This is a genomic window from Leifsonia sp. EB41 (genome assembly GCF_041262565.1).
Lineage (GTDB): Bacteria > Actinomycetota > Actinomycetes > Actinomycetales > Microbacteriaceae > Leifsonia.
This window is the reverse complement of sequence record NZ_JBGCCJ010000001.1, coordinates 2,369,183-2,388,146: the sequence shown is the minus strand read 5'-3', so window position 1 is coordinate 2,388,146 and position 18,964 is coordinate 2,369,183. Positions and strand designations below refer to the sequence as shown.

Below are 18,964 nucleotides of genomic sequence, written 5' to 3'. Positions count from 1 at the left end.
TGGACGCGGGCAATCTCAGCCCCTCATACCCGCCTTACAACGGTATGAGAGTAGTGATTATCAAATTATCGGCTTATTAGTACCGGTCAGCTCCATGGGTCTTTAGTCCCCACTTCCACATCCGGCCTATCAACCCAGTAGTCTAGCTGGGAGCCTCTCGCCCGAAGGCATGGAAATCTCATCTCAAGGCCGGCTTCCCGCTTAGATGCTTTCAGCGGTTATCCATCCCGAACGTAGCTAATCAGCGGTGCTCCTGGCGGAACAACTGACACACCAGAGGTTCGTCCAACCCGGTCCTCTCGTACTAGGGTCAGATCCTTTCAAATTTCCTACGCGCGCAGCGGATAGGGACCGAACTGTCTCACGACGTTCTAAACCCAGCTCGCGTACCGCTTTAATGGGCGAACAGCCCAACCCTTGGGACCTACTCCAGCCCCAGGATGCGACGAGCCGACATCGAGGTGCCAAACCATGCCGTCGATATGGACTCTTGGGCAAGATCAGCCTGTTATCCCCGAGGTACCTTTTATCCGTTGAGCGACAGCGCTTCCACAAGCCACTGCCGGATCACTAGTCCCGACTTTCGTCCCTGCTCGACTTGTCAGTCTCACAGTCAAGCTCCCTTGTGCACTTACACTCGACACCTGATTGCCAACCAGGTTGAGGGAACCTTTGGGCGCCTCCGTTACTTTTTGGGAGGCAACCGCCCCAGTTAAACTACCCACCAGGCACTGTCCCTGAACCGGATTACGGTTCTAAGTTAGATATCCAAAGTGACCAGAGTGGTATTTCAACATTGACTCCACGAACACTGGCGTGTCCGCTTCAAAGTCTCCCACCTATCCTACACAAGCCACTCCGAACACCAATACCAAGCTGTAGTAAAGGTCACGGGGTCTTTCCGTCCTGCTGCGCGTAACGAGCATCTTTACTCGTAGTGCAATTTCGCCGAGTTCGCGGTTGAGACAGCTGGGAAGTCGTTACGCCATTCGTGCAGGTCGGAACTTACCCGACAAGGAATTTCGCTACCTTAGGATGGTTATAGTTACCACCGCCGTTTACTGGGGCTTAAATTCTGAGCTTCGCCGAAGCTAACCCTTCCTCTTAACCTTCCAGCACCGGGCAGGCGTCAGTCCGTATACATCGTCTTGCGACTTGGCACGGACCTGTGTTTTTAGTAAACAGTCGCTTCCCACTGGTCTCTGCGGCCTTCAAACGCTCCCGGAGCAAGTCCGTTCACGCCTCAGGCCCCCCTTCTCCCGAAGTTACGGGGGCATTTTGCCGAGTTCCTTAACCACGATTCTCTCGATCTCCTTAGTATTCTCTACCTGACCACCTGAGTCGGTTTGGGGTACGGGCGGCTTGAACCTCGCGTCGATGCTTTTCTCGGCAGCATAGGATCACCCATTTCGTCAATGAAGACTACGCATCGTGCCTGGGCCTATGTGAGAGACGGATTTGCCTATCTCTCGGCTTACACACTTACACCGGGACAACCATCGCCCGGCTGGGCTACCTTCCTGCGTCACACCTGTTAATACGCTAGCCGCACCAGCATGGGGTCGAGCGTTAGGCCCGGACCGTCACCCCGAAGGGATCGGTGTCCAGGATTAGGACTCTTAGCACCACTGGATTAGCTTGGGCGGTTCTTCGCCGGTACGGGAATATCAACCCGTTGTCCATCGACTACGCCTGTCGGCCTCGCCTTAGGTCCCGACTTACCCAGGGCGGATTAGCCTGGCCCTGGAACCCTTGGTCTTTCGGAGGACGGGTTTCTCACCCGTCTTTCGCTACTCATGCCTGCATTCTCACTCGTGTGGCGTCCACGGCTGGTTTACACCGCCGCTTCACTCGCCACACGACGCTCTCCTACCCATCAACACGGCTGGACCACGAAGGCCTACCAATAATGTCAATGCCACAACTTCGGTGGCGTGCTTGAGCCCCGTTACATTGTCGGCGCGGAATCACTTGACCAGTGAGCTATTACGCACTCTTTCAAGGGTGGCTGCTTCTAAGCCAACCTCCTGGTTGTCTGTGCAACTCCACATCCTTTCCCACTTAGCACGCGCTTAGGGACCTTAGTTGGTGGTCTGGGTTGTTTCCCTCTCGACGATGAAGCTTATCCCCCACCGTCTCACTGCTGCGCTCTCACTTACCGGCATTCGGAGTTTGGCTGACGTCAGTAACCTTTTGGGGCCCATCGGCCATCCAGTAGCTCTACCTCCGGCAAGAAACACGCAACGCTGCACCTAAATGCATTTCGGAGAGAACCAGCTATCACGAAGTTTGATTGGCCTTTCACCCCTATCCACAGCTCATCCCCTCAGTTTTCAACCTAAGTGGGTTCGGTCCTCCACGACGTCTTACCGTCGCTTCAACCTGGCCATGGATAGATCACTTCGCTTCGGGTCTAGGACATGCGACTGAATCGCCCTATTCAGACTCGCTTTCGCTACGGCTACCCCTCACGGGTTAACCTCGCCACATATCGCTAACTCGCAGGCTCATTCTTCAAAAGGCACGCTGTCACCCCTACAAGGAGGCTCCAACGGTTTGTAAGCAAACGGTTTCAGGTACTATTTCACTCCCCTCCCGGGGTACTTTTCACCTTTCCCTCACGGTACTTGTCCGCTATCGGTCATCTGGGAGTATTTAGGCTTATCAGGTGGTCCTGACAGATTCACACGGGATTTCTCGGGCCCCGTGCTACTTGGGATACTCTTCGCGCCATTGGACCATTTCGGCTACGGGGTTGGCACCCTCTATGACCGGCCTTTCAATGCCGTTCGCCTATGATCCTCTGTAACGCTTGCAGTTCGGCAGAAGCTGCTGAAAAGTCCCGCAACCCCGACCATGCAACGCCTGCCGGCTATCACACATGATCGGTTTAGCCTCTTCCGGTTTCGCTCGCCACTACTAACGGAATCGCTTTTGCTTTCTCTTCCTGTGGGTACTGAGATGTTTCACTTCCCCACGTTCCCTCTACCCGCCCTATATATTCAGGCGGGAGTCACTGGGTCACCTTACGGGCCCAGCGGGGTTTCCCCATTCGGAGATCCTCGGATCAAAGCTCGTTTATCAGCTCCCCGAGGCTTATCGCAGATTACTACGTCCTTCTTCGGCTCCAGATGCCAAGGCATCCACCGTTTGCTCTTAGAAATTTGAAATCACATGAGTTTTATAGAATCGATCGGCTCATCCGAAGATGAGCAGATTGACCAATGATCTAATAAATCAGATCATCTATGTGATTCGAACCCGAAGGTTCGAATCTAAGATGCTCGCGTCCACTGTGTAGTTCTCAAAGTACGGGCGGTACCTTCTCCGCCGGCCTAGTTATGGCCGACCAGAAAAGGTCCAGAGGATTCGGTTCTCATCCGATCGGATGAGGTCCGGTCCCTCAGGACCCAACAGCGTGCATGTGCGGGGCTTCCAGGTCCGAACCGTTCCTATCTACAAGAGATGTACTGAGTTCGAGCCGTTCGGCTCCGCACCAATGTCAATGTTCCACCCATGAGCTAACCGGCTGAGACGTTCGCTCAGATCCGGCGCCTGGACACCCGAGGGTGCCAGATGCTCCTTAGAAAGGAGGTGATCCAGCCGCACCTTCCGGTACGGCTACCTTGTTACGACTTAGTCCTAATCACCGATCCCACCTTCGACAGCTCCCTCCACAAGGGTTGGGCCACTGGCTTCGGGTGTTACCGACTTTCATGACTTGACGGGCGGTGTGTACAAGGCCCGGGAACGTATTCACCGCAGCGTTGCTGATCTGCGATTACTAGCGACTCCGACTTCATGAGGTCGAGTTGCAGACCTCAATCCGAACTGAGACCGGCTTTTTGGGATTCGCTCCACCTTACGGTATTGCAGCCCTTTGTACCGGCCATTGTAGCATGCGTGAAGCCCAAGACATAAGGGGCATGATGATTTGACGTCATCCCCACCTTCCTCCGAGTTGACCCCGGCAGTCTCCTATGAGTTCCCGCCATTACGCGCTGGCAACATAGAACGAGGGTTGCGCTCGTTGCGGGACTTAACCCAACATCTCACGACACGAGCTGACGACAACCATGCACCACCTGTTTACGAGTGTCCAAAGAGTTGACTATTTCTAGCCCGTTCTCGTATATGTCAAGCCTTGGTAAGGTTCTTCGCGTTGCATCGAATTAATCCGCATGCTCCGCCGCTTGTGCGGGCCCCCGTCAATTCCTTTGAGTTTTAGCCTTGCGGCCGTACTCCCCAGGCGGGGCGCTTAATGCGTTAGCTGCGACACGGAAACCGTGGAATGGTCCCCACATCTAGCGCCCAACGTTTACGGCGTGGACTACCAGGGTATCTAATCCTGTTCGCTCCCCACGCTTTCGCTCCTCAGCGTCAGTTACGGCCCAGAGAACTGCCTTCGCCATCGGTGTTCCTCCTGATATCTGCGCATTCCACCGCTACACCAGGAATTCCATTCTCCCCTACCGCACTCTAGTCTGCCCGTACCCACTGCAGGCCCGAGGTTGAGCCTCGGGATTTCACAGCAGACGCGACAGACCGCCTACGAGCTCTTTACGCCCAATAATTCCGGACAACGCTCGCACCCTACGTATTACCGCGGCTGCTGGCACGTAGTTAGCCGGTGCTTTTTCTGCAGGTACCGTCACTTTCGCTTCTTCCCTACTAAAAGAGGTTTACAACCCGAAGGCCGTCGTCCCTCACGCGGCGTTGCTGCATCAGGCTTGCGCCCATTGTGCAATATTCCCCACTGCTGCCTCCCGTAGGAGTCTGGGCCGTGTCTCAGTCCCAGTGTGGCCGGTCACCCTCTCAGGCCGGCTACCCGTCGTAGGCTTGGTGGGCCGTTACCTCACCAACTACCTGATAGGCCGCGAGTCCATCCTTGACCGAAGTTCTTTCCACGCACAGGAGATGCCTCCGTGCGTCATATCCGGTATTAGCTTCCGTTTCCGGAGGTTATCCCAGAGTCAAGGGCAGGTTACTCACGTGTTACTCACCCGTTCGCCACTAATCCCCTAGAGCAAGCTCCAGGTTCATCGTTCGACTTGCATGTGTTAAGCACGCCGCCAGCGTTCGTCCTGAGCCAGGATCAAACTCTCCGTAAAATGTTTTGCTCCAAGTCGCAAGCGACTGGAAACATAGTGCAGGATCGGAGAGGAATATCTCGTCTCCTGCGAGTTTGTCTTGACTAGTTTCGAATATCTACTGACATTCTGTTTCTAATCCAAAGGAATCTCATGCATCGACTTTCAGACCGAGGTCTTCGGGTCAATGCCGAGGTTTTTGGCATTTGACATTGTGCACGCTGTTGAGTTCTCAAGGATCGGACGCTCTCACCTTCAACCCTCTCGGGCTTCTCTGTGAGGCAACTTCTCTACCTTACCACTCTCAGTCAGTTTGTCAAGTTGGCCGTTTCGCGCTCTCTCGTTCATCCATCGTGGGATACATCCGATTTGCACGAACCGAACCGGTCAGACCTGCTCAGTGAGTGGGGTGTTAATCCTAAGCGCAGCAAAGCAACTCTTTCAAGTTGAGATTTGCCGCTAGGCTAAGGATTCGGTCCCGCTTGAGGCCGGGGAGCTCTTCCGCTCTCCCGCACCTTTGGGGTGACAAGTAAGTACTTTACGCAGGCCTCCGGGACGTCGCAAATTCCGGGAACATCCCGGGCGTGTCGCAGGGCCGGATCCGCGTGATTCCGCGGAAGTCTCCCCCTGGAACGCGAAAACGCGGCCGCCCCGAGGGCGACCGCGTCATGCGGGAGGAGCTGATCCGGTCAGGATCCGAGCCCCGAGTAGGCGTGCAGTCCGTGGAAGAACACGTTGACGACGCCGAAGTTGAAGAGCACCGCGGCGAAGCCGATGATCGCGAGCCACGCGGAACGCGATCCGCGCCAGCCGCGCGTCGCCCGCGCGTGGATGTAGCCGGCGTAGATCACCCAGATGATGAACGTCCAGACTTCCTTGGTGTCCCAGCCCCAATACCGACCCCACGCCTTCTCGGCCCAGATGGCTCCGGCGATCAGCGTGAAGGTCCAGGCGATGAAGCCGACGATGTTGATCCGGTACGCGAGGTTCTCCAAAGCGACCGCACTGGGGAGCGTCGCGAGGAACTTGAACTGCTGGGGACGCGACTCCTCGACCTGTCGTTCGCGTCGGTACTGCAGGAGCTGGAGACCGGACAGCGCGAAGCCGAGTGCGAAGAACGCCGTGCCCAGCACGGCGACGATGATATGGATCACGAGCCAATACGACTGCAGCGCCGGCTGCAGCGGGACCACCGGGACGTAGTACCGGAGCAAGGCGATCCCTTGCAGCACCAGGACCAGGCCCATGATGAACGTGCCGAGGTACTTGATGTCCCACTTGAGGTTAGCGACCAGGAAGACGCCGACGATGACCAGCGTGCCGGTCATCGAGAACTCCCACATGTTGGCCCACGGCACCCGGTCGGCCGCGATGCCGCGCAGGACGTCGGCGATCAGGTGGAACCCCCAGCCGACGATGGTGAGACCGAACGCCCACTTGATCGACACCGACGAGGCGGCGCCGTTCATCACGTCGTCCTCGAGCCGGGTGCTGATCCGCGACGACAGCCGGCCGAGCGCGGACGACGGCGGCGTCGAGGGAGGCGCTACTGCACCACCGCCGGACGCGGACATCCGCGCGGCCGTCGCTCCCACCGGTTGGGCGACCTCCGCCCGTCGGGCGACCGCGCTCGGGACGACCGCGGCCTCCTCGGCCGTGGCTCTGGCTCCTCTGCGGGCGAGGTCGAGCGCGAACGCGATGAACGCGGCCGCGTAGAACCCCATCGCCACATAGATAAAGACCGTGGACAACTGGGACAGGGTTTCGGTCACGAGTGCAAGCCTAATTCGTCGGGGTTCGGGTGAGGAGTGCGGTGTGCTCGTCGGCGACGGCGGTCACAGCCGCGAGGAGGTTGGGGTCCTCACCACGGGCGAGGCCAGCGTACTCCAGGGTCAGTGAGCCGTCGCGGTTCTCGACGGCCTTGACCCAGATGCGGCGGCGCGGCACGAAGAGCGATGTCAGCAGGCCGCCGAGGATGAGGATCGCGAAGAGCAGGACCCAGCCCTGCGCGGGATCGTGGTGGACGTCGAGCGACGCGTAGCGCTTGACGTCGCCCATCGAGATCGTGCCGAGCCCGCTCGGGAGTTCGACGGTCTGTCCCGGCTTCAATTGCAGCGCCTTGGTCTTCGTGCCGGGGCCGGCGAGCTGGGACATCTTGTCGGTGTTCAAGCTGTAGACCGATTGCGGGACGCCGCTGTCGACACCGAGGTCGCCGGCGTACACGTTGAGGCTGAGGACGGGATCGTTCAGCCCGGGGAACGTCGAGGTCAGGGCGCCGGCGGCCGTCGCGCTCTTGCCGACCGTCGGGTAGAAGAAGCCGATCATGCCGACCTGCTCCCGGAGGCCGTCCGGCACCTTCACCCAGCCGAGCGAGGTGAGTTGCGCGTCCTCTGCGATGAACGGGACCGAGTCGCTGAACACCACCTTGCCCTTCGGATCGCGGACGGTGATGGTCGGCGCGTAGCCGTTGCCGAGCAGATAGACGTTCGTGCCGCCGATCGCCAGCGGCTCGTTGACCTTGATCGTCGAATCGCTCGAGGTGTCGCCCGGACCCGTCGTCGTCACCTTCGCGGTGTAGTCGAGCGGTGTGCCTTTGGCGTTCGGGTTCTTGGTCTCGTACGCGACATCCAGGCTGTTGACCCGGATGGAGAACGGCTCGAGCGATCCGTCGGAGAAGAACCTCCCCGGGTTGAACGAGTTGTAGGACGGCAGGCTGTTGACGAAGCTCTGGCCGACGACGACCACCTTCTGGCCGGTGTAGCCGAAGCCTCCGCCGATGCCGACGGCGACCAGTACGCCCAGCAGAGCGATGTGGAAGACGAGGTTGCCGGTCTCGCGCAGGTAGCCGCGCTCGGCGGAAACCGAGGTCGATCGGGCGTCCTGGTAGAGGGACACCCGATAGCGCGACCGGCGGAGCACCTGGCGCGCCGCCTCGATCGGGTTCGGGGCGTCCGCGCGGAGCTCGGCGGGGAGGATTCGCGCCTGGAAGGCTGACATCCGGGTGAGCCGGACGGGCGTGCGCGGCGGGCGGGCCCGCAAGGCGCGGAAGTGGTGCGCCGTGCGCGGGATGATGCAGCCGATCAGCGATGCGAAGAGCAGCAGGTAGATGGCCGAGAACCAGAACGACGTGTAGACGTCGAAGAGCTGGAACTTGTCGAGCACCGGTGCGAGCTGCGGGTTGTCGCTGAAGTACTTGGTGACGCCGTTCGGGTCGGCGCCGCGCTGCGGGAACAGCGAGCCGGGGACTGCCGCGATCGCGAGCAGCAGCAGCAGGAACAGCGCCGTGCGCATGCTCGTGAGCTGACGCCAGGCCCAGCGCAGCCAGCCGAGGGGGCCGAGCTTGGGCTGGACGACGTTCGGGTCCTCGCGCGGAGGCGCGACGTCGATGTGGTCAGATGGCCGGGACAAAGCCGGAGATCACCCCCAGGAACTGCGACATCATGGCGGTCCAGAGACCGGTCGCCATCATGACTCCGATGACGACGAGCAGCGCACCGCCGATGATGTTGATGACCCGGATGTGCCGCTTGAGGAAGGCCACGGAGCCGGCGACCCAGTCGAAGCCCAGTGCGACCAACAGGAACGGGATGCCGAGGCCGATGCAATAGAAGAGCCCGAGCAGGGCTCCGCGCCACGGGGATCCGCTGCCGACGCTCAGAGCGCTGATCGCCGCGAGGGTCGGGCCGATGCACGGCGTCCAGCCCAGCCCGAACACGACGCCGAGCAGCGGCGCCCCGATCAGGCCGGTCGCCGGACGCCAGGTCGGCTTGATGGTGCGTTGCAGGAACGAGAACTGGCCGATGAAGACGAGGCCCATCAGGATGACGAGCACGCCGAGCACCCGGATGACCACCTCCTGCCAGCGGACTAGCCACAGGCCGAGCGCGCCGAAAGCGGCTCCGTAGGCGATGAAGACGACGGCGAAGCCGAGGACGAACAGGGCGACCCCGGTCAGGACCCGGCTGCGGTCGCGTTTGCCGCCCGGATCGCTCATCCCGCCGACGTAGGCGAGATAGCCGGGCACGAGCGGGAGCACGCACGGGGAGGCGAACGAGACCAGTCCCGCGAGGAGCGCGATGGGAAGTGCGAGCAGGAGCTGGCCGCTGAAGACGATCTGACCGACGTTCACGGTCACTTCCCGGCCACGGCGTCGGAGATGAGCGAGTCGAGGATGCTCTTGTCCGGGATGGCGCCGAGGATACGGGCGGCCACGCGGCCCTGCTTGTCGATCACGATCGTGGTCGGTGTGGCCTTGGGTGGGACGGTCTTGCTGAAGGCGAGCAGGACGGACCCGGTGTCGCGGTCGAGGACGGAGGGGTAGGTCACTCCCTTGTCCTGCTCGAAGCTGGCCGCGGTGCTCGCGGAGTCGTAGAGGTTGACGCCGAGGAAGCTGACGCCCTGCGACGCGTACTTCTGCGACAGCGACTCGAGGTCGGGCGCCTCCACCCGGCACGGCGGGCAGCCCGCGTACCAGAAGTTCACGACGAGGACCTTGCCTGCGTAGTCCTTCGAGGACACCGAGGTGCCGTCGGCGAGCTTGCCGGAGAAGGCGACCGGGGCGCCGCGGTTCGCCGCCGCGTACTCGCTCACGCTGCCGTCGCCTGCGATGTAGTTCTGGCCGTTGCCGGAGCGGTACTGGTTGGCGAGGGCGTCGTTGGACGTGCACCCGGAGAGGAGGAGCGCCGTGGCCGCGGCGGCCGCGGGAAGGAGGAGCGCTAGGCGGCGGCGCGCGGGGAGTCGGACGGAGGTCACACGGCCCCCACATCGGTCGCGGCGTTGCTCAGGCTGGCGGCAGGCTCGACGTAGCCGACCTCCACCACCCGGACGACGGGCGGGGCATCCGGGTCGGCCGGGACCTGCGCCTCGCCGGGGCGCGGCTGGGGTGCCGGGGCCGGCTCGGTGGTCCGCTCGAAGGTTGTGATGCTGGAGAGCGCGCAGCGCCGCTTGCGCGGGTCGTGCGGGAACCGCTCGCCCGCTGCCGAGAGGTGCATGACCCAGATCGGGAGCTGGTGGCTGACCAGGACGACGTCGCCGGACTCGACGGAGTCGAACGCGTCGTCGACGGCCTCCCGCATCCGCTTCTCGATGCTGGTGTAGGCCTCGCCCCAGCTCGGCCGGGGCGGGTAGACGATGAACGGCCAGTTGGCCGGGTTCTTCAGGGCACGGCGCATGTTGGTGCCCTCGAAGTGGTTGGTGGGCTCGATGATGCGCTCGTCCACCTCGGGCTCCAGGCCGAAGACCGCCGCGATCGGCGCCATCGACTCGCGGGTGCGCTGAAGCGGTGACATGCGCAGCAGGGACACCGGGCGGGAGCGGGCGGCCAGATCGTCGGCGGCGGCCTGCGCCATCCGATGGCCGAGCTTGGACAGCCCGAAGCCCGCCAGCCTGCCGTACAGGATGCCGTCGGGATTGAACACCTCTCCGTGACGGACGAGATGTACCTGGCTTGCTACCACCGCACCAGTCTACGGAGCGCCTTGCCTTGAATTCACTGAGCGTGGGAGTGCTGGGCAGCCGGCCTCCCCTCTCGGGCGGTAATGGCGAGCGGTAGGCTTGTCGATCGTGACCGCACGCGTTTTGATCAAAGACCTCGCCGCTCTGCCCGACGGCCCCGTGAGTGTCGCCGGATGGGTCGAAACCGTCCGCGACCAGAAGAAGGTGCAGTTCGTCGTGCTGCGCGACGAGTCGGGCGCTGTTCAGCTCGTCAATCCGCGCACGGTCGACGAGGACGGCGCCGTGGTGGCCGACGAGCCCGCGACGACCATCTCCGGTCTGTCGCAGGGGTCGTTCGTGCGTGCCACCGGCGAGCTCAAGCACGACGAGCGGGTCAAGCTCGGCGGCATCGAGATCAAGCTGAACACCCTCGAAGTCGAGACGGCCGCCATCCCCGAGACGCCGATCGCCGCAGACAGCGGCATCGACAAGCGCATGGACTGGCGGTTCCTCGACCTCCGCGAGCCGAAGCACAACCTCATCTTCCGCGTGCAGACCACGCTCGAGCACGCGATGCGCCAGTACTGGGTGGACAACGGCTTCATCGAGATCCACACCCCGAAGCTCATGGCGTCGGCGTCCGAGTCGCGCGCGGAGCTCTTCGAGCTGCCCTATTTCGAGACGACCGCCTACCTCGCCCAGAGCCCGCAGATCTTCAAGCAGATGGCGCAGGCCGCCGGCTTCGGCCGCGTGTTCGAGATCGGCCCGGCGTTCCGTGCCGACCCCAGCTTCACCAGCCGGCACGCGACCGAGTTCACGAGCGTCGACACCGAGCTGAGCTGGATCGACAGCCACGAGGACGTCATGAAGGTGCACGAGGACCTGCTGGTCACCGGTTTCACGGCGGTCAAGGAGAAGCACGGCGCGGAGATCGAGGCGCTGTTCGGCGTCGAGGTCACCGTTCCGACGACCCCGTTCCCGCGCATCCCCCTGGCCGAGGCCAAGCGCATCGTGGCCGAGCAGGGCTACGAGGTCCCGCGCGCGGACGACGACATGGACCCCGAGGGCGAGCGCCGCATCTCCGCCTATGTGAAGGAGACCTACGGACACGAGTTCGTGTTCCTGACGGACTACGCCTCGAGCATCCGGCCGTACTACCACATGCGCCACGCCGAGGACCCGTCGATCACCAAGAGCTACGACCTGATCTTCAACGGGGTCGAGATCTCCACGGGCGCCCAGCGCGAGCACCGCGTCGAGGTCCTCGAGGAGCAGGCCGTGGACAAGGGCCTCTCGGTGGAGGAGCTGGAGGACGTGCTCGCGACGTTCCGCTACGGCATCCCGCCGCACGGCGGATTCGGGATGGGGCTGGCGCGCGTGCTCATGCTGATGCTGCACCTCGCCAACCTGCGCGAGACGACCTATCTCTTCCGCGGACCGACGCGACTGACCCCGTAGCCGAGAGCGCGGTCCACTGTTCGCCGGCCACCAGGATGTGGCCGAGGAAGCGGAGCCCGATGGTGGCCGCCGCCTGGTCGAGCCTGCGGGTGAGGACGGTGTCGGCCACGGACGGGTCGAGCGATCCCGCCGGATGATTGTGCGCGACGGCGAACGAGCGCCCGCCGCGAGTGAGCACGGCTTGGAGGATGTCGGCCGGCTGGATGGACCGCTCGTCGACGCCGCCGTCGCGCACGAGCACGAGCTCCAGGGGCCGGGCGGCGCGATCGGCGACGACCACAACGAACCGCTCGCTGTCGCGGTGCAGCAGCTCGGGTCGGACCACCTCCGCGATGGCGTCGTGATCGACCAGCCGCGTCCAGGCGGATGACCGCCCGGCCCTGCGCCAGATCTCGATGATGGCGACGAGCCGGCCGGCGGTCGCGGGGCCGACGCCCGGCAGGGTCTCCAGCCGGGCGAAGTCCATCGTCGCGAGCCCGGGGAACCCGCCGCAGCGGCCCAGGATGGCGCGCGCCAGGGACAGGACGCTCCGCCCCACCTGGCCGGAGCCGAGGACGAGAGCGAGGACTTCGTCGTCGGTGAGCGAACCGACGCCGAGCCGGCGCATCCGCTCCCGTGGACGGTCGTGATTCGGTACATGGGCAAGGGACTCCTCTGCTTCTTCCGACTCGGACATGCGTCCACGCTAGGAACCGGACGGGGTCGTTCGTGGCCGATCGTCTCAATCTGTGGAGAACTGACCAGCGGCCTCCACCTGTGGATGACAATGGGTGGAGAGAATCAGCCGACGAAGGAGTCGCCCCGCAATGACCAGCAGCATCCCCGAACCCCGCCCGAACGATGTCGTCATCCTGTCCGCCGCGCGCACCCCGCTCGGCAAGGTGACCGGCGTGCTCGCGAGCCAGACCGCCGTGCAGCTCGGCACGGTCGCGCTTCGGAAGGCGATCGAGCAGTCCGGGCTCCAGGCGTCCGACATCGACACCGTGATCTTCGGGCAGGTTCTCCAGGCCGGCGCGGGCCAGAACCCGGCCAGGCAGACGGCCATCGCCGCCGGGATCGGCTGGGACGTGCCGGCGACGACCATCAACAAGGTGTGCCTGTCCGGACTGGCGGCCGTGATCGACGCCGCTCGACTCATCCGCGCCGGCGAGGCGACCGTGGGTCGCGGCAGGCGGTCAGGAGTCCATGACGAACGCCCCGCACATCCTCCCCGGCTCGCGGAAGGGCTGGACCTACGGCTCGCTCGAAGCGCTCGACACAGCCGCCTACGACGGGCTGACCGACGCGTTCGACAAGATCTCGATGGGCGCCTCGACCGAGAGCTACACGGAGAAGCTCGGCCTCACGCGAGAGGCGCAGGACGCGTTCGCTGCGTCGTCCCACCAGCGCGCGGGCGCGGCGGCGGCCTCCGGGGTCTTCGCGGACGAGATCGCACCGGTCAGCATCCCGCAGCGCAAGGGCGACCCGATCGTCGTGGCGGTGGATGAGGGCGTGCGTCCGGACTCGACGGTGGACGTGCTGGCCAAGCTGCGGCCGAGCTTCGCGGAGGGCGGGACGCTCACCGCGGGCAACTCGTCGCCGCTGAGCGACGGCGCGGCGGCGCTGATCCTCACCTCGCGGGAGAACGCCGAGCGGCTCGGGCTGGAGTGGCTCGCCGTCGTCGGGGCCAGCGGGCAGGTCGCGGGGCCGGACAACTCCCTGCACTCCCAGCCGTCGAACGCCATCAACGCAGCGCTGAAGCGGGCCGGGTGGAGTGTGGACGACCTCGACCTGGTGGAGATCAACGAGGCGTTCGCGGCGGTGGCCCTGCAGTCGACGGCCGACCTGGACCTCGATGCGGAGAAGGTCAACATCCACGGCGGGGCGATCGCGTTGGGGCATCCCATTGGAGCGTCGGGGGCACGGCTGGCGGGGCATGCGGCGCATGAGCTGGCCAGGCGGGGGTCCGGACGGGCGGCGGTGGCGCTGTGCGGTGGCGGCGGCCAGGGGGATGCGCTGCTGCTGTGGCGTTGACAGCGGAGGAGATCGAGGCGCGCTGACCCCGGAAAAGCAGTCAACGGAGGAGATCCGGCCCATGGTGGGGCGGGTCTCCTCCGTTGCTTGCGGAAGACAGAGTTGGGGTTAGGGGAGGTGGCGCTCGGTGGGGCCGGTGTACAGGGAGAGCGGGCGGATGAGGGAGTTGGCGGCGTACTGCTCGAAGATGTGGGCGGTCCAGCCGGTGACGCGGGCCGCGGCGAACAGCGGGGTGAAGGTCTCGGTGTCGAAGCCCATCAGGTTGTAGGCCGGGCCGGACGGGTAGTCCAGGTTCGGCTTGATGTTCTTGCGGTCGCCCATCGCCTTCTCGAGCGCGTCGTAGAGGTCGAGCATGTCCTGGCGGTCGTAGTGCTCGACCAGCGTCTCCAGGGAGGCGCGCATGGTCGGGACGCGGGAGTCGCCGTTCTTGTAGACGCGGTGGCCGAAGCCCATGATCTTGCGCTTCTCGGCGAGGGCGTCGTCCAGCCACGCCTCGGCCCGCTCGGCGCTGCCGATCTCGTCGAAGGTGTGCATGACGGCCTCGTTCGCGCCGCCGTGCAGCGGGCCTTTCAGTGCGCCGATGGCGCCGGTGACGGCCGAGTAGACATCCGACAGGGTGGACGCGATGACGCGCGCGGTGAACGTCGAGGCGTTGAACGAGTGCTCCGCGTAGAGCACGAGCGAGACGCGGAAGGCGTTCACGACCACGTCGTCCGGCACCTCGCCGAACGTCAGCCAGAGGAAGTTCTCCGCGTAGTCGAGGTCGTCGCGCGACTCCACCGGGTCGAGCCCGCGACGGCGGCGCTGGATGTACGCGACGATCGTCGGGAGCTGGGCGAAGAGGTAGACGGCGCGGCTGTGGTTGAGCTCCGGGTCGAGGATGCCGTTCTCCTGCTCCAGCGTGGGGTCCATGCCGCCGAGCTGGCTGACCGCGGTGCGCAGGGCGTCCATCGGGTGCGCGGACGCCGGGATGTCGTCCAGCACCCGGCGGGTCCGGTCGTCCATGCGGCGGAGGCTGCGCTCCAGGTTCACGAACCCGGCCAGCTCGTCCGGCGTCGGCAGCTCGCCGTTCCACAGCAGCCAGGCGACCTCCTCGAACGAGCAGTTCGCGGCCAGCTCCTGCACCGGGTAGCCGCGGTACAGCAGCGAGTTGGTCTGCGGGTTCACGGACGAGATGTTCGTGGTGTCCACCACGACGCCGGCGAGGCCCTTGTGGATCTCGGGGTCGGTCATTGTGCTGCTCCTTCGCTGCTGTGGTCGTGACTCGTGCTGATGCGGCTGTGAGCAGCGCTCAGCGGCGCACTTCGAAATTGAACACCGAAGTGTCGAACGCGTTGTAGCCCTCGTAGTCAATCAGGTCGTACAGCTCAGCGCGATGCTGCATCGATCCGAGCATCGGCTCCAGGGTGCCCTCCGCCAGGAGCTGGTCGAGGCCGCGCTCGGCGGCTCCCATCGCCAGGCGGAGCAGAGAGACCGGCCAGATGACGATGTTCACGCCGATGTCGCGGAGCTGGTCGACCGTGAACAGGTCGCTCTTGCCGAACTCGGTCATGTTGGCCAGGATCGGCACGTCCACCGCGGCGCGGACTGCCGCGAACTCGGCGAGGTCGGCCATGGCCTCGGGGAAGATCGCGTCGGCGCCAGCGTCGACCAGAGCCTTCGCCCGGTCGATCGCGGCCTCCAGCCCCTCCACGGCGCGGATGTCGGTGCGCGCCATGATCAGTAGGTTCGGGTCGCGGCGGGCGTCGGCGGCGGCGCGGATGCGCTTGAGCGCGGTGTCCTCGTCCACGACCTGCTTGCCGTCGAGGTGACCGCAGCGCTTCGGGTTCACCTGGTCCTCGATGTGGAGGCCGGCGACTCCGGCGTCCTCGAGCGTCTGCACCGTGCGGGCGACGTTCATCGGTTCGCCGAAGCCGGTGTCGGCGTCGACGAGCGTCGGGAGGTCGGTCATCCGCGCGATCTGGGCCGCGCGGCCGGCCACCTCGGTAAGGGTGGTGAGCCCGATGTCCGGGAGGCCGAGGTCGGCGGACAGCACGGCGCCGGAGATGTAGACGCCCTCGAAGCCCTTGCGCTCGATGAGGCGCGCGCTCAGCGGGTTGAAGGCGCCGGGCATCCTGACGAGCTCGCCGGACGCCAGCCGCGCCCGGAACGCCGCGCGCTTCTCATGCGCGGGAAGGGAGGAATACAGCATCAGAACAGTCCTCTCGGCGCGGGGAATCCGGCCAGCAGGCCGGGACGCGCGGTGATGGTGAGGCCGCCGAGCTCGGCGGCGGACAGCTCGGGGAGGCGCTCGGCGAGGGCGAGGAAGCGCTCGATCTCGGCCTCCTCCAGCACCTCCGCCGCCAGCGAGCGGAACTTGGCGACGTAGTCGGCGCGGGCGAACGGCCGGGCGCCGAGCGGGTGGGCGTCCGCGACGGCGATCTGGTCCTCGATCACGCGGCCGTCCGCGAGCGTGATGACGACGCGGCCGCCGAACGCCTTCTCGGCCGGGTCGATCGAGTGGTAGCGGCGGGTCCACTCCGGGTCCTCGGTCGTGGTGACCTTGCCCCACAGCGCGACGGTGTCGGGGCGCGCGGCACGGGTCGGCAGGTAGGACTCCACGTGGTGCCAGCCGCCGTCCTGCAGCGCGACCGTGAAGATGTACGGGATGCTGTGGTCCAGCGTCTCGCGCGACGCGGTGGGGTCGTACTTCTGCGGGTCGTTCGCGCCGGAGCCGATCACGTAATGCGTGTGGTGCGAGGTGTGGATGACGATGCTCTCCACACGCTCCGGGTCGGCGGCCTCCGGGTGCTCCTTGTGGAGCTTGCGCGCGAGGTCGATCCAGGCCTGCGCCTGGTACTCGGCGGAGTGCTCCTTCGTATACGAGTCGAGGATCGCGCGCTTGGCCTCGCCGGCCTCCGGCAGCGGCACGTCGTAGGAGGCGCTCGGGCCGTCGAGCAGCCAGGCGATCACGCCGTCCTCGCCCTCGTAGATCGGGGTGGGGCTGGTCTCGCCGCGCAGCGCCCGGTCGATCGCCTCGACGGCCATCTTGCCGGCGAACGCGGGCGCGTGCGCCTTCCAGCTCGAGATCTCCCCCTTGCGCGACTGGCGGGTGGCAGTCGTGGTGTGGAGCGCCTGGCCGATGGCCTGGAAGATCGTCTCCGGCGGCAGGTGCAGCAGTGTCCCGATGCCGGCCGCGGCGCTCGGGCCGAGGTGGGCCACGTGGTCGATCTTGTGCGCGTGCAGGCTGATCGCCTTCGCGAGGTCGATCTGGATCTCGTAGCCGGTCGCGATGCCGCGCACCAGGTCGCGGCCGGTCAGGCCGTAGGCGCGGGCGGCATGCTGGGCGACGGCGGTGATCGGCGGGATGTTGTCGCCGGGGTGTGAATACTCCGCGGCGAGGAAGGTGTCGTGGTAGTCGAGCTCGCGCACGGCGACGCCGTTCGCCCAGGCGGCCCACTCCGGGCTGACCCGGGTCCGCTGCGGTTCGCCGAACACCGTCGAGCCGTCCTGCGGATGGTCGGCGGAGGCCGTCAGCTCCTCGAGCTGCGCGGACGGCAGCGGGTGGGCCAGCGCCTGCGAGCGGGCCGATACGACCGGCCTGCGGGTGAGGGAGGCCGCGGCCACGGCGGCGTTGTCGATGACGCGGTTGATCACCATGTCGGCGACCTCGGAGTCGACCTCCACAGGGTCGGCGGCGACCTCCGCGATCTTCCAGGCGAGCTGATCCTGACGGGCGAGGTGCTCGTCGCTTCTGTGCACACGAACGTTGTGGAGCTTCACGTAACGAACCTACCTCGCCTACGCTCCTGCTATGGTCCCGCCGCCCTCCCTGCTCGCGTTCGCGCTCGCGTCGATCGCGCTCATCGTGATCCCAGGACCGAGCGTGCTGTTCGTGATCGGGCGGTCGCTGGCGCTCGGGAGGCTCGGCGGCCTGCTGAGCGTGCTCGGCAACGCGCTCGGGATGCTGCCGCTCATCGTCGCGGTCTCGCTCGGCGTGGGGGCGCTCGTCGCGCAGTCGATGGTGGCGTTCACGATCGTGAAGTACGCGGGAGCGGCGTACCTGATGTACCTCGGCGTGCAGGCCATCCGGCACCGCAGGCACACCGCGGTGACGCACGAGGCGACGCCTCCGCGGAGGTCGCGCTGGCGGATCATCGGCGAGGGGATGCTGGTCGGGGTCACCAATCCGAAGTCTCTGGTCTTCTTCGTCGCGGCGCTGCCGCAGTTCGTCGACTACAAGGCGGGCGGCATCCCGGTGCAGCTCTTCGAGCTCGGGGTGGTGTTCCTGCTGCTGGCGCTGACATTCGACAGCGTGTGGGCGCTCGCCGCGGGAACCGCCCGGGCGTGGTTCGGGCGGTCCCCCAAGCGGGTCGAACGGCTCGGTGCGACCGGGGGCGTGATGATGATCGGGCTGGGCGGCGTGCTCGCCCTCACCGGCAACAAGCACTGAGCGGCTAGATGTCCCCTGCGGTCGCGACCGGGGTGACCACGGCGCGGCCCAGCGAGTGGAAGTGCGCGTTGAAGCCCAGCACGGCCGGCGTCGACTCCGGGTCGAGGTCGAGGTGGTCGACGTCGAGGGCGTGCACGACCACGTGATAGTGGTGCGTGCCGGTTCCGGGAGGCGGGCCGGCACCGGTGAAGCTCTTCGAGCGCAGCTCGTTGGAGAGCATGGCGGCGCCCCGCGGGAGGCTCCCGCCGCCCTCCGCTCCCGCGCCGGATGGCAGCGAGGTCACCGACGCCGGGATGTTGTAGACGGCCCAGTGCCAGAAGCCCGAGCCGGTCGGGGCGTCCGGGTCGTGGATGGTGACGGCGAAGCTCTTCGTGTCGGCGGGGAACCCACTCCAGGAAAGCTGCGGCGACACATCGCCACCGCCTCCGCCCGCGCCCCACTGCGCGCGGCCGAGCGGGCGGTCGTCGGCGACGTCGTCGCTCGTGACCGTGAACTGAGGAACGGCGCCGAAGCGCTCCAGCGGATCTTTCGACATAGC

General features: G+C 65.1%; 12 protein-coding genes, 2 rRNA genes and 1 pseudogene. 3 read left to right on the top strand and 12 right to left on the bottom strand.

The window, feature by feature from the left end; genetic code table 11:
* Positions 1 to 56 precede the first annotated feature (56 nt).
* From ABH923_RS11845 to ABH923_RS11815, 7 genes are all read right to left on the bottom strand, one after another.
* Positions 57 to 3,170: ribosomal RNA gene (locus tag ABH923_RS11845) — 23S ribosomal RNA — on the bottom strand.
* Positions 3,171 to 3,587: 417 nt separating this feature from the next.
* Positions 3,588 to 5,111, bottom strand: a 16S ribosomal RNA gene (locus ABH923_RS11840).
* Together the 16S and 23S rRNA genes form the textbook arrangement of a ribosomal RNA operon.
* Before the next feature lie 668 nt (positions 5,112 to 5,779).
* On the bottom strand, positions 5,780 to 6,862 hold the full coding sequence (ccsB, locus tag ABH923_RS11835; protein WP_370055562.1) for a c-type cytochrome biogenesis protein CcsB: 1,083 nt from the start codon (positions 6,860 to 6,862) through the stop codon (positions 5,780 to 5,782).
* 10 nt (positions 6,863 to 6,872) lie between these two features.
* Entirely contained in the window at positions 6,873 to 8,498 is a 1,626-nt protein-coding gene (locus ABH923_RS11830; protein WP_370055561.1) for a cytochrome c biogenesis protein ResB, read from the bottom strand.
* Positions 8,482 to 9,219 (bottom strand): cytochrome c biogenesis CcdA family protein, encoded by a 738-nt coding sequence (locus tag ABH923_RS11825; RefSeq protein WP_370055560.1) that lies wholly within the window; start codon positions 9,217 to 9,219, stop codon positions 8,482 to 8,484. Before ABH923_RS11825 ends, ABH923_RS11830 begins: the two co-directional genes overlap by 17 nt.
* 2 nt (positions 9,220 to 9,221) lie before the next feature.
* Complete coding sequence (locus ABH923_RS11820; RefSeq protein ID WP_370055559.1) at positions 9,222 to 9,842, bottom strand: TlpA disulfide reductase family protein; 621 nt, start codon at positions 9,840 to 9,842, stop codon at positions 9,222 to 9,224.
* Positions 9,839 to 10,546, bottom strand: coding sequence for a histidine phosphatase family protein (locus tag ABH923_RS11815; protein WP_370055558.1), 708 nt, complete (start codon positions 10,544 to 10,546; stop codon positions 9,839 to 9,841). The genes ABH923_RS11820 and ABH923_RS11815 overlap by 4 nt, the downstream gene beginning before the upstream one ends.
* A 106-nt stretch (positions 10,547 to 10,652) precedes the next feature.
* Between ABH923_RS11815 and aspS the strand changes: the two genes are divergently transcribed.
* The gene (aspS, locus tag ABH923_RS11810; protein ID WP_370055557.1) at positions 10,653 to 11,981 is read left to right on the top strand and encodes an aspartate--tRNA(Asn) ligase; all 1,329 of its coding nucleotides are present in this window, start codon (positions 10,653 to 10,655) and stop codon (positions 11,979 to 11,981) included.
* On the opposite strand, the gene ABH923_RS11805 is transcribed toward aspS, so the two are convergent.
* Complete coding sequence (locus tag ABH923_RS11805; RefSeq protein ID WP_370055556.1) at positions 11,905 to 12,657, bottom strand: RadC family protein; 753 nt, start codon at positions 12,655 to 12,657, stop codon at positions 11,905 to 11,907. The two genes, aspS and ABH923_RS11805, sit on opposite strands and share 77 nt — an antisense overlap.
* A 130-nt stretch (positions 12,658 to 12,787) precedes the next feature.
* Between ABH923_RS11805 and ABH923_RS11800 the strand changes: the two are divergent.
* Positions 12,788 to 13,994, top strand: a pseudogene (locus tag ABH923_RS11800) (acetyl-CoA C-acetyltransferase).
* Between the two features lie 108 nt (positions 13,995 to 14,102).
* Here ABH923_RS11800 and ABH923_RS11795 read toward each other — a convergent pair.
* Genes ABH923_RS11795 through ABH923_RS11785 form a run of 3 tightly spaced genes read right to left on the bottom strand, consistent with a single transcriptional unit; the run spans position 14,103 to position 17,756 of the window.
* The gene (locus ABH923_RS11795) at positions 14,103 to 15,227 is read right to left on the bottom strand and encodes a bifunctional 2-methylcitrate synthase/citrate synthase (protein ID WP_370055555.1); all 1,125 of its coding nucleotides are present in this window, start codon (positions 15,225 to 15,227) and stop codon (positions 14,103 to 14,105) included.
* Between the two features lie 58 nt (positions 15,228 to 15,285).
* Entirely contained in the window at positions 15,286 to 16,185 is a 900-nt protein-coding gene (gene prpB / locus ABH923_RS11790) for a methylisocitrate lyase (protein WP_370055554.1), read from the bottom strand.
* Positions 16,185 to 17,756, bottom strand: coding sequence for an MmgE/PrpD family protein (locus tag ABH923_RS11785; RefSeq protein ID WP_370055553.1), 1,572 nt, complete (start codon positions 17,754 to 17,756; stop codon positions 16,185 to 16,187). Before ABH923_RS11785 ends, prpB begins: the two co-directional genes overlap by 1 nt.
* Positions 17,757 to 17,787: 31 nt before the next feature.
* On the opposite strand from ABH923_RS11785, the gene ABH923_RS11780 reads away from it, so the two are divergent.
* Positions 17,788 to 18,426: a LysE family translocator gene (locus ABH923_RS11780; RefSeq protein WP_370055552.1), complete on the top strand. Its 639-nt coding sequence runs from the start codon at positions 17,788 to 17,790 to the stop codon at positions 18,424 to 18,426.
* 4 nt (positions 18,427 to 18,430) lie between these two features.
* Here ABH923_RS11780 and ABH923_RS11775 read toward each other — a convergent pair whose 3' ends face one another.
* A complete protein-coding gene (locus ABH923_RS11775) occupies positions 18,431 to 18,961 on the bottom strand; it encodes a YbhB/YbcL family Raf kinase inhibitor-like protein (RefSeq protein WP_370055551.1) in 531 nt (176 codons plus the stop codon).
* Positions 18,962 to 18,964: the final 3 nt, after the last annotated feature.

What these genes read in the sequence shown, in the direction of transcription:
- ABH923_RS11795 (WP_370055555.1), bottom strand. Translation starts at nt 15,227, where the DNA reads ATGACCGACCCCGAGATCCACAAGGGCCTCGCCGGCGTCGTGGTGGAC.
- ABH923_RS11775 (WP_370055551.1), bottom strand. Translation starts at nt 18,961, where the DNA reads ATGTCGAAAGATCCGCTGGAGCGCTTCGGCGCCGTTCCTCAGTTCACG.
- ABH923_RS11805 (WP_370055556.1), bottom strand. Translation starts at nt 12,657, where the DNA reads ATGTCCGAGTCGGAAGAAGCAGAGGAGTCCCTTGCCCATGTACCGAAT.
- ABH923_RS11780 (WP_370055552.1), top strand. Translation starts at nt 17,788, where the DNA reads ATGGTCCCGCCGCCCTCCCTGCTCGCGTTCGCGCTCGCGTCGATCGCG.
- prpB (WP_370055554.1), bottom strand. Translation starts at nt 16,185, where the DNA reads ATGCTGTATTCCTCCCTTCCCGCGCATGAGAAGCGCGCGGCGTTCCGG.